General features: G+C 64.9%; 13 protein-coding genes. 8 read left to right on the forward strand and 5 right to left on the reverse strand.

Annotated elements, in window-relative coordinates; translation table 11 throughout:
• Positions 1–55: 55 nt before the first annotated feature.
• The gene (locus tag JQ572_RS14285; RefSeq protein WP_211383681.1) at positions 56–1,597 is read left to right on the forward strand and encodes an alkaline phosphatase D family protein; all 1,542 of its coding nucleotides are present in this window, start codon (positions 56–58) and stop codon (positions 1,595–1,597) included.
• Positions 1,598–1,607: 10 nt separating this feature from the next.
• On the opposite strand, the gene JQ572_RS14290 is transcribed toward JQ572_RS14285, so the two are convergent.
• Positions 1,608–1,991 (reverse strand): response regulator, encoded by a 384-nt coding sequence (locus JQ572_RS14290; protein WP_211383682.1) that lies wholly within the window; start codon positions 1,989–1,991, stop codon positions 1,608–1,610.
• 179 nt (positions 1,992–2,170) lie between these two features.
• On the opposite strand from JQ572_RS14290, the gene JQ572_RS14295 reads away from it, so the two are divergent.
• The 6 genes from JQ572_RS14295 to JQ572_RS14320 all read left to right on the forward strand — a co-directional run bounded on the left by JQ572_RS14295 (position 2,171) and on the right by JQ572_RS14320 (position 8,874).
• A complete protein-coding gene (locus JQ572_RS14295; protein ID WP_211383683.1) occupies positions 2,171–2,938 on the forward strand; it encodes a Crp/Fnr family transcriptional regulator in 768 nt (255 codons plus the stop codon).
• Positions 2,939–3,025: 87 nt separating this feature from the next.
• Positions 3,026–3,742: a prolipoprotein diacylglyceryl transferase gene (locus JQ572_RS14300; RefSeq protein WP_211383684.1), complete on the forward strand. Its 717-nt coding sequence runs from the start codon at positions 3,026–3,028 to the stop codon at positions 3,740–3,742.
• Entirely contained in the window at positions 3,723–5,168 is a 1,446-nt protein-coding gene (locus JQ572_RS14305; protein ID WP_211383685.1) for a radical SAM protein, read from the forward strand. Before JQ572_RS14300 ends, JQ572_RS14305 begins: the two co-directional genes overlap by 20 nt.
• A 14-nt stretch (positions 5,169–5,182) precedes the next feature.
• Positions 5,183–5,443 carry a hypothetical protein gene (locus JQ572_RS14310; RefSeq protein WP_211383686.1) on the forward strand — a complete coding sequence of 87 codons (261 nt, stop codon included), beginning with the start codon at positions 5,183–5,185 and terminating at the stop codon, positions 5,441–5,443.
• A gap of 256 nt (positions 5,444–5,699) precedes the next feature.
• Positions 5,700–7,526: a translational GTPase TypA gene (gene typA / locus JQ572_RS14315; protein WP_211383687.1), complete on the forward strand. Its 1,827-nt coding sequence runs from the start codon at positions 5,700–5,702 to the stop codon at positions 7,524–7,526.
• A 100-nt stretch (positions 7,527–7,626) separates the two neighbouring features.
• On the forward strand, positions 7,627–8,874 hold the full coding sequence (locus JQ572_RS14320; protein WP_211383688.1) for a flavin monoamine oxidase family protein: 1,248 nt from the start codon (positions 7,627–7,629) through the stop codon (positions 8,872–8,874).
• A gap of 26 nt (positions 8,875–8,900) precedes the next feature.
• Here JQ572_RS14320 and JQ572_RS14325 read toward each other — a convergent pair whose 3' ends face one another.
• Genes JQ572_RS14325 through JQ572_RS14340 form a run of 4 tightly spaced genes read right to left on the reverse strand, consistent with a single transcriptional unit; the run spans position 8,901 to position 11,999 of the window.
• Complete coding sequence (locus JQ572_RS14325; protein WP_211383689.1) at positions 8,901–9,308, reverse strand: thiol-disulfide oxidoreductase DCC family protein; 408 nt, start codon at positions 9,306–9,308, stop codon at positions 8,901–8,903.
• Positions 9,308–10,627, reverse strand: coding sequence for an SDR family oxidoreductase (locus JQ572_RS14330; protein ID WP_211383690.1), 1,320 nt, complete (start codon positions 10,625–10,627; stop codon positions 9,308–9,310). Before JQ572_RS14330 ends, JQ572_RS14325 begins: the two co-directional genes overlap by 1 nt.
• A gap of 8 nt (positions 10,628–10,635) precedes the next feature.
• The gene (locus JQ572_RS14335; RefSeq protein ID WP_211383691.1) at positions 10,636–11,103 is read right to left on the reverse strand and encodes a DUF2269 family protein; all 468 of its coding nucleotides are present in this window, start codon (positions 11,101–11,103) and stop codon (positions 10,636–10,638) included.
• The gene (locus JQ572_RS14340; protein ID WP_211383692.1) at positions 11,100–11,999 is read right to left on the reverse strand and encodes a dienelactone hydrolase family protein; all 900 of its coding nucleotides are present in this window, start codon (positions 11,997–11,999) and stop codon (positions 11,100–11,102) included. Before JQ572_RS14340 ends, JQ572_RS14335 begins: the two co-directional genes overlap by 4 nt.
• A 265-nt stretch (positions 12,000–12,264) precedes the next feature.
• On the opposite strand from JQ572_RS14340, the gene JQ572_RS14345 reads away from it, so the two are divergent.
• A complete protein-coding gene (locus tag JQ572_RS14345; protein ID WP_211383693.1) occupies positions 12,265–12,774 on the forward strand; it encodes a GNAT family N-acetyltransferase in 510 nt (169 codons plus the stop codon).
• The last annotated feature ends 36 nt before the right edge of the window (positions 12,775–12,810 follow it).

The following is a 12,810-nucleotide window of genomic DNA, read 5'->3' on the forward strand; positions in this document are numbered from 1 at the left end:
GACTTCACCGTTGCGGCCGCCGGGGCGGCCGTCTCCACGCGATCGAGACCGTCCCATGAACATCAAATTCTCCCGCCGCCGTTTCCTGACGACCAGCGCCGGCGCGCTTGGCGCGGTCGCAATGCCCTATCTCTCCCGCGCGGCCGACCGGCCGGCCGTGACCCACGGCGTGCAGTCGGGCGACGTCACCGTCGACGGCGGCGTGGTCTGGGCGCGCGCCGATCGTCCGTCGCAGATGCTGGTCGAGGTGGCAACGACGGAATCGTTCAAGGACGCCCGCGCGCTGCCGCCGATCGCGGCGCTGCCCGAGAGCGACTTTACCGCAAAGATGCTGATCGAAAACCTGCCGGGCGGACAGGATATCTTTTACCGCGTTCGTTTTCGCGATCTCTCGCACACCGCGGTGGAAGGCGAGCCGGTGATCGGCCGCTTTCGTACCGCGCCGGCCGACCGCCGCGATGTCAGCTTCGTCTGGGGCGGCGACGTCGCCGGCCAGGGTTGGGGCATCAATCCCGATGACGGCGGCATGGTCACCTTCGCCGCGATGCGCAAGCACAAGCCGGATTTCTTCCTGCATTCCGGCGACACCATCTATGCCGACGGTCCGATCCAGTCCGAGGTGAAGCTCGCCGACGGCAAGATCTGGAAGAACGTCACGATTCCGGAAAAGGCCAAGGTTGCAGAGACGCTGGACGAGTACCGCGCCGCGCACAAATACAATCTGATCGACGACAATGTCCGCGCCTTCAATGCCGAAGTGCCGATCTTCGTTCAATGGGACGACCACGAGGTGACCAACAACTGGTCGCTGTCGAAGGAGCTGCCCGCGACCTACAAGGTGCGCGACATCTCGCTACTGGCGGCCCGCGCGGGCCGCGCCTTCCACGAGATGTATCCGATGCGCGAAAGCATCAATGAGCCCGGCCGGGTCTATCGCCAGATCTCGTACGGCCCGCATCTCGACGTGTTCGTGCTCGACGAGCGCAGCTATCGCGGCCCCAACGGCGCCAATCTCGAAGCCGCTTACGGGCCGGCCAGCTACTTCCTCGGCCCGGACCAGATGGCCTGGCTCAAGCGCGGCCTTTTGAATTCCCGCGCGACCTGGAAGGTGATCGCCTCCGACATGCCGCTCAGCCTCGTCGTCGCGGACACGCCGAAGGGCGGCTCGGAAGCGTTCGCGCAAGGCGACGGCCCGGTGCGCGGCCGCGAGTTCGAGATCGCCGACATCCTGCGCTTCATCAAGATGGCGCCGATCAGCAACACGGTGTGGCTGACTGCGGACGTGCACTACGCCGCCGCGCATTATTACGATCCGAACAAGGCGCAATTCCAGGAGTTCGAGCCGTTCTGGGAATTCGTCTCGGGACCGCTGCATGCGGGCACCTTCGGTCCGAACGCGCTCGACAACACCTTTGGGCCCGAGGTGCGCTTCGTCAAGGCGCCGGACAAGGACAGCCAGAACCTGCCGCCATCGGCCGGCATGCAGTTCTTCGGTCACGTCAAGATCGACGGCGCCTCCGGCCGGATGACGGTGACCTTGCGCGACCGCGCCGACGTCGCGCTGTGGTCGACCACGCTCGATCCGAAGCAGGCCTGACGCCGCATCGCTAATCGGCCGCGCGGACCTGGAGCGCGGCCTCGAGCGCGTCGGTCGAACACGGCTTCTGCAGGCGCGGCTGGCTGACGAATTCCGGCGGAATGCGTGCATCGGCGCCGTAACCGGTGACGAAGACGAACGGAATCTTCAAGGAAGCCAGCCGCTCGGCGATCGCAAAGCTCTTCTCCCGGATCAGTTCGACGTCGAGCAGCGCGAAATCCGGCGCACGCTTCGCGATGGCGTCCAGCGCCTGGCTGACCGAACCGACGGTCCGCACGCCCTTGACCCCGAATCCGAGCAGCCGATCCTCGAAATCGATCGCGATGATCGGATCGTCCTCGACGATCAGGACATCGGCCGGCCAGGCTCGGTCATCTGAAAGTGCGGGTGTCATGATCTCATCTTGAATTTGGAGGTTTTCTGATCGGGACAGCCGCACCACGACGCCTCACCTAGCGCATCGAAGGGTTCCTGGAACGAAACCCACCACATCATAGTTCTCCAGTCTGTCCACTTGTGCACACAAGCGCCGGGCGGAACCCGCTATGTAAGAGGAAGGATGGGGAGTTCACGATGGATGCGCGGATCGGTAGGGCAGCCGAGGTCGAGAGCCGGCCGGCCAACAATCTCCTGAGGCGCCTGAGCCAGGCCGACTACGCCCTGCTCGGGCCTCACGTGGCGGTCGAGGATTCCGCGGCGAGCGAGCTGCTGTACAACCCCGGCGACGACGTCCAGGTGGTTCACTTCCCCTGCGGACCGTCGCTCGCGACCTTTCTCGTCCCCAATGAGGACGGCCGCGACGTCGAGACCATCCTGGTCGGCCGCGAGGGCGCGGTGGGCGGCATCGTCAGCGAGGGGTTTCTGCCGGCCTACACCCGGATCTGCGTGAAGTTCGGCGGGCCGTTTGCGCGCATTCACGTCGGCAAGCTGGAAGCGGCCAAGCTGCGCTCGGCGTCGCTGCGCAATGTCTTTGCCCGCTATGCCGATTGCTTGCTGGCACAGATCTTCCAGTCGACGGCCTGCAACGCCATTCACTCGATCGAGCAACGTACCGCCAAATGGATCCTGGCGGCGATGGAGCGGACCGGCGACGAGAACAGCGTGCCGCTGACGCACGAACAGCTCGCGACGCTGCTCGGCGTCGGCCGCAGCTATGCCAGCCGCGTGCTCCAATCGTTCAAGGCGGAAGGCGTGCTCGACACGCGGCGCGGATCGATCCTGGTCCGCAACCGCGACGGCCTGCGCCTGCGCGCCTGCCTGTGCAACGACGCCGTGAAGATGCACTTCGAGGAGGTGCTGCGCGGGGTCTATCCGACCGAGGAAACGCGCGACGCAGGGTAATCGCTCCACCCTGCTCTCCCGATAGATCCGCCCCCGGGGAGGAGGTCGGCGTGCGACGCCGTGGTCGCCGTGCTATGCTCATCCCGCATGAGCGGGGCTTTCCTTCACACTCTCTTCGATGTCGCGGCGTGGCTTGCCGCCGCCGCTGCGCTCTACTGGCTGGCGCGACGGGGCTTGCGGTTTCCGGCGCAATCCTTCGAGCTGCCCTACGTCGCCGTGCTGGTGTTCGGTGCGGGCCTCGGCGCCTACCTGTTCGGCTCCGCCAATCTGTGGCTGTCGGGCCAGAGCGGCATTGCGCGCTCGGTGGAAGGTGCGCTCGCCGGCGGCATCGTGGCGATCGAACTCTACAAATGGTCCGCGGGGATCACCGTGCGAACCGGCGCGCGGTTTGCGCTGCCGCTGGCGCTCGGCATCGCGATTGGCCGGCTCGGCTGCTATTTCGCCGGCCTCGACGATTTCACCTACGGCACGCCGACGGCATTACCCTGGGGCCATGATTTCGGCGACGGCGTCCCGCGCCATCCCGTGCAACTCTACGAGAGCGCCGCAATGGCCGTATTCGCGCTGCTCTATGTGCTGGCGGTGTTGAACCGGAACGCGTTTGTGATCACCAATGGTTTCTACCTCGTCCTGGCCTATTATGGAGCGCAGCGATTCCTGTGGGAATTCCTCAAGCCCTATGGCCCGCTGATCGGCCCCTTCACGCTATTTCACCTGCTGTCGATGTCCATCCTGCTCTACGCCGCAATCATGCTGGCGACGGCGCCCAAAGCGAGATCCATGCATGAACGCGCCGTTGCGTAAGTCGCGTCCCTACGTCTTCTGGGGCCAGACGCAGTCACTTTGCGAGACCTGCCTGAAGCTGGTGCCGGCCAAGATCCAGATCCTCGACAACGAGGTCTGGTACGAGAAGCGCTGCAACGAGCATGGCGTCCAGTCGACGCTGGTATCGACGGATGCCGCCTATTGGCGCCTGTGCAAGGAGTTCATCAAGCCGGGTGACAGGCCGCTGCAATTCCAGCAGCGCACGGAATTCGGCTGTCCCTATGATTGCGGGCTGTGTGCCGATCACGAGCAGCATTCCTGCCTGGCGCTGATCGAGATCACCGAGCACTGCAACCTCACCTGCCCGGTCTGCTTCGCGGAATCCTCGCCTGCGCGAACCCAGTTCACCCCGCTCGCCACCGTCGAGACGATGCTGGACGCACTGGTCGCCAGCGAAGGCGAGCCGGATCTGGTGCAGATCTCGGGCGGCGAGCCGACGCTGCATCCGGATTTCTTCGAGATCCTCGATGCCGTCCGTGCCCGCCCGATCCGCCACGTCATGATCAACACCAACGGCCTGCGCATCGCCCGCGAAAAGGATTTCGTGGCGCGGCTCGCCGAGAACAAGCGCGGGCTCGAGGTCTATCTCCAGTTCGATTCGCTCGAACGCGATGCGTTGATCAATCTGCGCGGCGCGGATTTGCGCAAGATCCGCCAGCAGGCGCTGGAAAATCTCGAGCATTTTGGCGTATCGACCACGCTGGTGGCCACCATCAAGCGCGGCGTCAACGATGCCGAGATCGGCGACATCGTTCGTCACGCGCTGACCTGGAAATGCGTGCGCGGCGTCACGTTGCAGCCGGTGCAGGACGCCGGCCGCAACGAGAATTTCGACAAGAACACCGACCGCATCATGCTGTCCGAGATCCGCAAGCGCGTGGTCGAAACCGGCGTGTTCGGCGACAAGGACATGATTCCCCTACCCTGCAACCCCGAAAGCATCTCGATCGGCTACGGCCTGCGCAATGGCGAGAAGGTGCTGCCGCTGACCTCGCTGATCCCGCAGGAGCAACTCGTCGCATTGTTGCCCAATACGATCAGCCCGGAGAAGCATCCGGCGCTGCGGGAGAAATTCATCGATCTGTTTTCGCTATCCTCGGGACCGCTGAACACGAGCGAACGCGTCTGCGAATTGCTGTGCTGCCTGCCGAGCTTCGAGGTGCCGGAAGGCCTCACTTACGAGAACGTCTTCCGCGTCACCATTGTGCAGTTTCTCGATCGCTTCAATTTCTGCGTGGGCAACGTCAAGCGCAGCTGCATCCATTTCGTGACGCCGCAGGGCGCGATCATTCCCTTCGACACCTACAATCTGTTCTACCGCAACGGGAAGATCGACAGCATCCGAGCCGCGCTGGCCGGGCAGACTTATCGGGAAGCAAGGCAGAAGGAGGAGGTGCCGCGGTGAGCGACGAGGGACCCATGAGCGATTCCAACCGCATGCCACCGGCACCGCCTCCGCCTCCGACCGCGCCGCGCAGCGGCTGCCTGACCGCGCTGATGGCGATCTTCGGGATCATGCTGCTGCTGCCCGGTGTCTGCGCGCTGTTGTTCGGCGGAATTTCAATATCCGACAGCGGCCGGATCGATTCCGATATCGCGCCCCTGGTGTTCCTGGGCCTGGTCGTGGGGCTGGGCGGGGTCGCCCTGATCTGGGCCGCCATCAAGGGCCGGCGCGTCTGAGCCGGGCTTTTCGCCTAACCCCCGGGAATCCCCGGACAAAATTCAGTCAACCAAGGCCCAAAGAACGCATTGTTTTTTGGCGGTTTTTGCCTATATTGCGCCGCAACGCATAGGGTGCCCGGTCGATATGGCCGGGTTTCCTTTTTGGGCGGAAAGCGCCCCGTTTCCAGTCTTCCAGCGTTGTTTCGAGAAGAGGTCCCGGTCTGACCGGCGAGATCGCGCTTAACCCATTGTCCGACTGCAAAGAAGCCCACTCATGAACCTTCGCAACATCGCCATCATCGCCCACGTCGACCACGGCAAGACGACCCTCGTCGACCGCCTCCTCCAGCAATCCGGCACCTATCGCGAGAACCAGAAGGTGACCGAGCGCGCCATGGACTCCAACGATCTGGAGCGCGAGCGCGGCATCACCATCCTGGCCAAGGCGGCCTCGGTGCAGTGGAAGGACACCCGCATCAACATCGTCGACACCCCCGGCCACGCCGATTTCGGCGGTGAGGTCGAGCGCATCCTGAACATGGTGGACGGCGCGCTGGTGCTGGTGGACGCCGCCGAAGGCCCGCTGCCGCAGACCAAATTCGTGGTCTCCAAGGCGCTCAAGGTCGGTCTGAAGCCGATCGTCGTCATCAACAAGGTCGACCGCCCCGACGCGCGAGCGACCGAAGTCATCAACGAGGTGTTCGACCTGTTCGCGGCGCTCGACGCCAGCGAGGAACAGCTCGACTTCCCGATCCTCTACGGATCGGCCAAGCAGGGCTGGATGGCCGAGAGCCCGGATGGATCTCAGGAAGCCGGCATGCAGCCGCTGTTCGACCTGATCGTGCGCCATGTCGCGCCGCCGACGGTCGAAGAAGGCCCGTTCCGCATGATCGGCACCATTCTGGAAGCCAACCCCTATCTCGGCCGCATCATCACCGGCCGCATCTCCTCAGGCTCGATCAAGCCGAACCAGGCCGTGAAGGTGCTGGGCGCCGACGGCAAGACGATCGAGCAGGGCCGCATCACCAAGATCCTCGCCTTCCGCGGCATCGAGCGCACTCCTCTCGAGGAAGCCGACGCAGGCGACATCGTCGCGATCGCCGGCCTGACCAAGGGCACGGTCGCCGACACCTTCTGCGATCCGTCGGTCGATACGCCGCTCGTGGCGCAGCCGATCGACCCGCCGACCGTGTCGATGTCCTTCATCGTCAACAACTCGCCGCTCGCCGGCACCGAAGGCGACAAGGTGACCAGCCGTATGATCCGCGACCGCCTGCTGCGCGAGTCCGAAGGCAACGTCGCGCTGCGCGTGGTTGAAGCCTCCGACAAGGACGCCATGGAAGTCTCGGGCCGCGGCGAATTGCAGCTCGCGATCCTGATCGAGACCATGCGCCGCGAGGGCTTCGAGCTCTCGGTGTCACGTCCGCGCGTCGTGTTCCAGAAGGACGAGGCCACCGGCGCCACCCTGGAGCCGATTGAGGAGGTCGTCATCGACGTCGACGAGGAGCATTCCGGCGTCGTCGTGCAGAAGATGAGCGAGCGCAAGTCCGAGCTGATCGAGATGAAGCCGTCCGGCGGCAACCGCCTGCGGCTGGTGTTCTACGCGCCGACCCGCGGCTTGATCGGCTACCAGGGCGAACTGCTCACCGACACCCGCGGCACCGCGATCATGAACCGCCTGTTCCACGGCTATGCGCCGTACAAGGGCGAGATCCAGGGCCGCCGCAACGGCGTCTTGATCTCCAACGACCAGGGCGAGGCCGTGGCCTACGCCATGTTCAAGCTGGAAGATCGCGGCCCGATGATGATCGAGCCGGGCTGGAAGGTCTACAAGGGCATGATCGTCGGCGAGCACACCCGCGACAACGACCTCGAGATCAACGTGCTCAAGGGCAAGCAGCTCACCAACATCCGCACGACCTCCAAGGACGAAGCCGTGCGCCTGACCCCGCCGATCCGCATGACGCTGGAAAAGGCGCTGGCCTATATCGAGGACGACGAGTTGGTCGAGATCACGCCGAAGTCGATCCGCCTGCGCAAGCGGCACCTCGACCCGAACGAGCGCAAGCGCGCGGAAAAATCCAAGGAAGCGGTGGCGTAAGCCACTCTTGTGTCCCGGACGCAGCGTAGCGCGTCCGGGACACGATAGCTGCACGCCTCTCCGGCTTCAGCGCATCCGGCGAACGTGCTAGAGCCCGGTCATGAGCTCCCTGCCCTCCTCCGTCGATGTCGCGATCATCGGCGCCGGCGCCGCCGGCCTCGGTGCGGCACATGCCCTGCAAAGCTCCGGCCTCTCCGTGGTGGTGCTGGAAGCGCGCAACCGCCTCGGCGGGCGCGCCTGGACGGTGCAGGCCTCGTCCGAGGTGACATTCGACGTCGGCTGCGGCTGGCTGCATTCGGCGGACCGAAACTCCTTCGTCGGAATCGCAAAGCAGCTCGGTTTCGAGGTCAACAAGGACCTGCCGCCTTGGCGCGACCGTGCCTTCGGCAACGCATTTCCGCAAAGCCAGCGCGACGATTTCATGCGCGCCATGGAGGCGTTCTACGAGCGCCTCTGGCAGGCCGCGCAAAACGGCAAGGACGAACCCGCGAGCGTGAGCCTGGAGCCCGGCAATCGCTGGAATCCCATGATCGACGCGGTCTCGTCCTACATCAACGGCTGCGAACTGAAGGACATGTCGACGCTGGACTGGGACGCCTATGAGGACAGCGACCTCAATTGGCGCGTCCGCCGCGGCTATGGCGCGTTGATCGCGGCCTATGGCGCCCCCTGCCCGGTGGCGCTGACCTGCGAGGTGACGCTGATCGATCATTCCGGCCGGCGCATCCGCATCGAGACGTCGCGGGGCACGCTGACCGCGGACAAGGTGATCGTCACCGTGCCGACCAATCTCATCGCCGATCAAGCGATCCGTTTCGCGCCCGCCTTGCCCGCCAAGGTCGATGCCGCAGCCGGCCTGCCGCTCGGCGTCGACGACAAGGTGACGCTGGCGCTCGGCGATGCCGAAGCCTTCCCGATTGAAGGCAATCTGCGCGGCGCCACCATGCGCACCGAGATGGGCACCTACCACATCCGCCCGTTCGGACAGCCCTGCATCGAAGGTTTTTTCGGCGGCAGCTTTGCCCGGGCGCTGGAAGACGCCGGCGCCGGCGCCATCGCCGCGCAAAGCATCGACGAGATCGCGGGCTTCCTCGGCAACGACATCAGGCGAAAGCTCAAGCCGCTGTACGAATCGCGCTGGGCACATGATCCCTTCGCAAGAGGCTCCTACTCGCACGCGCTGCCAGGCCACGCCGGCGACCGCGCCGTGCTGGCGGCGCCGGTGGACGGGCGGCTGTTCTTTGCCGGAGAAGCAACGTCGCCGAATTTCTTCACGACGGCGCACGGGGCCCGGGACAGCGGCGAGCGGGCTGCGAAGGAAGTGCTGGGGGTTCTGGGCAAGCCGTAACCACGAACTCCATCATTGCGAGCGAGCTACTCGATCACCCGCGCCCGCAAAGCCGCGTCCGGCACGAAGCACGAATCATACTTCCCGAAGATGCGATAGCGATTGCGCGCGACGAGGTTGTAGACCGGGTCCCGCAGCGGCTTTGGCACGGCGAACAACGCTCGCGTCCAGCCCCAGCCGGGAAGCTGCGACAGCACTGTCAGCGCAGCGTCCGACTTCATGAACACCGCGCCGCCATGGACCACGGCATTGGTGTCGGGGTCCTCAGGGTCGATGCCGAATGACCGCGCGAGTTGGATCCCATATTCCGACTGGATCGGCGTGAAGCGAAATCGCCTCGCGGTGTCGCGCGCCGCGACGAAGCGGACCCAGCGCGAGCAGAAGATGCAAACGCCGTCGAACAGGATCACGTCGTCGTCGGGCCATTTTCCCATCAGCGATTATCCAGCATCAGGAGCGCTACAAACATCAGCACGATCGCCGGTCCCGTCTTCACCAGCGCGCCGAGCGGCTCGATCCAGAGGTCGGGCGTTAGGATCGCCGCGCCGAACATATAGCCGAGCGAAGCGAAAATGCCTGCGATCAGGCCGATCGCCGCGGTGCGGCGGAAGGCGATCAGGACGCCGATGCTCATGTCCATGAGGCTGGTACCGATGGTGACGGGATCGACCAGCGCGGATGGAAAATTGTGCGCGATCAGGATGCCGGCGGCGGCGCGGTAAGAAACGAATAGCGCGATGAAGCCGGAGACGAGCCAGAACGTGACCAGGCTCGCGAAGATCAGCGCCTTCACCAAAAACAGCCGCGCGAACCATTTGTCCTGAATGGTTGCCGGATGGCGCCCGACCGTCTCAGCCAGTGTCTTCGGCTTGATGCCCGTGGCGGCAATCCACGCCGAGGGATCACCACGCACGCCGCGGCGCAGCTCGGCGATGGCGGTGGTGCGCATCGGCGCCATCCAGCCGAGATAGCTGGCGAGATCGCCGATTTTGGCGCCGAGATCGAGCATGAACGACGCCATCGCGACGCGCGGCCAGCCGGCGGTACCGAACGCGTGTCGAAACTGCTCGATGACACCGGCCATGGTGATCGGCTCGGCCTGCATCAGGTCCCAGCTCACGGACTTCACCGATGCGTCGTCGATATCGCGCGCAGCGAGCCAGGCGATGGCGGCGACGATATCCTCGATGGCGACGGGCTGGAACGGCGTCGCCATCTCCGCACGCGGCAAGTCGATGGGAAAGGCGGCGAGCGCCCGGAGCATCGCGCTGCCGCCATAGGCGGACGGGGCGACCACGAAGCCAGGCCGCAAAATGGCGTGGGGAATGCCGGAGGCCGCGATCAGACGTTCGGCCTCGCGCTTGGTGGTCGCGAAGGCGGTGCGATCCTCGCTCGCGTTTCCCGGAATCGAGATGTGCACCAGCCGGATCGCGCGGCCGCTGTCGCCGATGGACTGGAGCAGGCGCGCGACGAAATCGCTATGCACGGCATTGGTATCGCTGCCGGGACCGTCCTGGAGCACGCCGAGGCAGTTCACGACGACATCGACCGCATGCTCGCCAAGGAGACGCGTCAGAGCCGCCGCATCGAGCGAGAGGATCGGCAGCTCGATGTCCAGCGCGCTCATTGTCTGCGCGACCGACAGGCGGCGCGCCACACCGGCAACGCGAAAGCCGCGCGCGCGAAGATCGTCGGTGACGAAGCGGCCGATCAGGCCGGAGGCGCCGAGCACGAGAATGGTTCGCCGGCTCATGACCTTCCTCAAAACGGTTTTGCGATCATCAGCCAGAGGATCAGCATCGTCGCGCCGAAGCCGGGCAAGCCGAATGCGAACCAGCGGCGGAACAGCACGACATAGCGCTCCGGCAGCGCGCTGCGTTGCTCGGCCGCCGTCCGCGCGAGATCGCGCATCTCGATCTGCATGAAGACGACGGGAATCCAGAACAGGCCCGCGATCGCATACAGCACCAGCGAGGCCAGCAGCCAGCGCTCCGTGATCGAGGTCGCCGAGAGCAGCATCAGCAAGCCGCCCGTGATCGGTTGCAGGATCACGGCCGACAGCGTGAAGATCGCATCCGCGACCACCACGACCGAAGCGGTGCGCGCGATGAACGCCACGTCGTTCGTGCGATGCGCCATCAGCATGAAGAAGGCGATGCCGGTTCCGGTGCCGAGGATGACGATGGCGCCGAGCACGTGCAGGTATTTGACGAGGAAATACAGCGTCATGGCGTCCTGGTCGCCGCGGGCTTGAGCTGGTTCAGCGCGCGCGCGAGCTCGCCGCTTGAGGCTTTGACGCCCGCCTCGGTCTCGATCATCCAGTGGCCCTCGCTGCCGACGGCCGGCAAGGTGCGGAAGTCGGCCGTGCCGCCGCTGCGGCGAAACGCGTCGACCGACGCTTTCGAAAATGCCGGTGAAAAGTAGCTGTCGTTGGCCGCAACGAGCCAAACGACGGGGATGCGCGCGGCCTTGCCGAATTCAGCCGCCGCCGCAACAAGCGTGTGCGGCGCGCAGATCCGGTTGGGCTCGTCATTGGCATGGCCACCGCGCCCCGGCGCGAAGACGATGATGCTCGATATCGCCTTCGGATCGGCATTGGCGAGCGCCAGCGCGCCCCAACCGCCGGCGGAATGGCCGATCACGATGGCGGCGTCCTTTCGAATGAAATCCTGCATGCGCACATAGTCCAGCGCGCGGAAGATTTCGTCGGCAGTGACGCGGCCGGAGCGCGCATAATCCGCCTCATCGCAGCCGCCCTGGTCCTCGACATAGCCGCCGCCGGTCGCGCCATGGCCGAGCCGTTCCGGCACCAGCACGGCGAAGCCGCGCGCGACGAGGAACGCTGCCAGCGCGCGGTATTCCGGCTGCGGCATTTGCGCTCGACGTAGCCCGTTCTGCGTCGAGGCATGCGCGATCACCGCAAGCCGGAACGGACCGGCGCCCGAGGGGCGAAACAGCAGAGCATGCGCGGCAATGTCGCTGTCCGGCGATGGCACGCGCCACTCTTGCCGGCGAAACGGATCGCCCTCCGCTCCGGACGGACCAAACGTGACCTGGGCGCACACAGGCGGCGCAGTCATCAAGGCCAGCAGAGGCAGAAGCACGAGGGTGTTGAGAAGCCGCATGAATTGCCGGAGGCGGACACGAACAGCGACGGCCACACTAGTAGGAACGAATCAATATCGGCAGACTTTCTGCGCTGCCATTACCGTTCATTCGTTGCCGCAAAGCAGTTTTGCACCGACGCTTGGCATGCCGATGCCGTTCGAATTGGCGTCCTGTCTTTTTTCGGTACAACATGGTTAAATACTGATGCAGAAAGTCCACAGGTTAACCGATAATTAACGATAGGTCTTGCCGCCGGCGCGGCGACTTGGTTTGATTGCGTCCATGAGCACAACCCTGATCGAGGTCCGGCCGGCCAAAGCTGCAGACGCAACTGCGGTCGCGTCCACCCATGACGAAGCCTGGCGCTCGGCCTATCAGGGCATCATTCCCGGCTCCGAACTGGAAAAGCTGATCAACCGCCGCGGTCCGCAATGGTGGGACAGCGCGATCCGCAAGGGCAGCCGCGTCAGCGTGCTCGTGTTCGGCGACAAGATCGCGGGCTATGCGAATTACGGCCGCAACCGCGCCCGAAGCCTGCACTTCGACGGTGAGATCTACGAGCTCTATCTGCGTCCGGAATTCCAGGGCCTTGGCTTCGGCCGCCGCCTGTTCACATCCGCCCGCCGCGACTTGATGCAGAGCGGCCTGAAAAGCATGGTGGTGTGGGCGCTCTCGGACAACGATCCGGCGACCGAGTTTTACCGGGCGCTGGGCGGCCGCATGGTGGCGCGCTCCTCGGAGCGTTTCGGGCCGAAGTCGCTCGACAAGGTTGCCTTCGCTTGGACCAATTGAGCTGCTGAAGTCCGGCCGGCAGCGTTTCCCTTCCAT

This window comes from Bradyrhizobium sp. SZCCT0153 (genome assembly GCF_018129995.1).
GTDB lineage: Bacteria > Pseudomonadota > Alphaproteobacteria > Rhizobiales > Xanthobacteraceae > Bradyrhizobium > Bradyrhizobium japonicum_G.

What these genes read in the sequence shown, in the direction of transcription:
- JQ572_RS14325 (WP_211383689.1), bottom strand. Translation starts at nt 9,308, where the DNA reads ATGGGAAAATGGCCCGACGACGACGTGATCCTGTTCGACGGCGTTTGC.
- JQ572_RS14330 (WP_211383690.1), bottom strand. Translation starts at nt 10,627, where the DNA reads ATGAGCCGGCGAACCATTCTCGTGCTCGGCGCCTCCGGCCTGATCGGC.
- JQ572_RS14340 (WP_211383692.1), bottom strand. Translation starts at nt 11,999, where the DNA reads ATGCGGCTTCTCAACACCCTCGTGCTTCTGCCTCTGCTGGCCTTGATG.
- JQ572_RS14285 (WP_211383681.1), top strand. Translation starts at nt 56, where the DNA reads ATGAACATCAAATTCTCCCGCCGCCGTTTCCTGACGACCAGCGCCGGC.
- JQ572_RS14345 (WP_211383693.1), top strand. Translation starts at nt 12,265, where the DNA reads ATGAGCACAACCCTGATCGAGGTCCGGCCGGCCAAAGCTGCAGACGCA.
- JQ572_RS14300 (WP_211383684.1), top strand. Translation starts at nt 3,026, where the DNA reads ATGAGCGGGGCTTTCCTTCACACTCTCTTCGATGTCGCGGCGTGGCTT.
- JQ572_RS14305 (WP_211383685.1), top strand. Translation starts at nt 3,723, where the DNA reads ATGAACGCGCCGTTGCGTAAGTCGCGTCCCTACGTCTTCTGGGGCCAG.
- JQ572_RS14295 (WP_211383683.1), top strand. Translation starts at nt 2,171, where the DNA reads ATGGATGCGCGGATCGGTAGGGCAGCCGAGGTCGAGAGCCGGCCGGCC.
- JQ572_RS14335 (WP_211383691.1), bottom strand. Translation starts at nt 11,103, where the DNA reads ATGACGCTGTATTTCCTCGTCAAATACCTGCACGTGCTCGGCGCCATC.
- JQ572_RS14320 (WP_211383688.1), top strand. Translation starts at nt 7,627, where the DNA reads ATGAGCTCCCTGCCCTCCTCCGTCGATGTCGCGATCATCGGCGCCGGC.
- JQ572_RS14310 (WP_211383686.1), top strand. Translation starts at nt 5,183, where the DNA reads ATGAGCGATTCCAACCGCATGCCACCGGCACCGCCTCCGCCTCCGACC.
- typA (WP_211383687.1), top strand. Translation starts at nt 5,700, where the DNA reads ATGAACCTTCGCAACATCGCCATCATCGCCCACGTCGACCACGGCAAG.
- JQ572_RS14290 (WP_211383682.1), bottom strand. Translation starts at nt 1,991, where the DNA reads ATGACACCCGCACTTTCAGATGACCGAGCCTGGCCGGCCGATGTCCTG.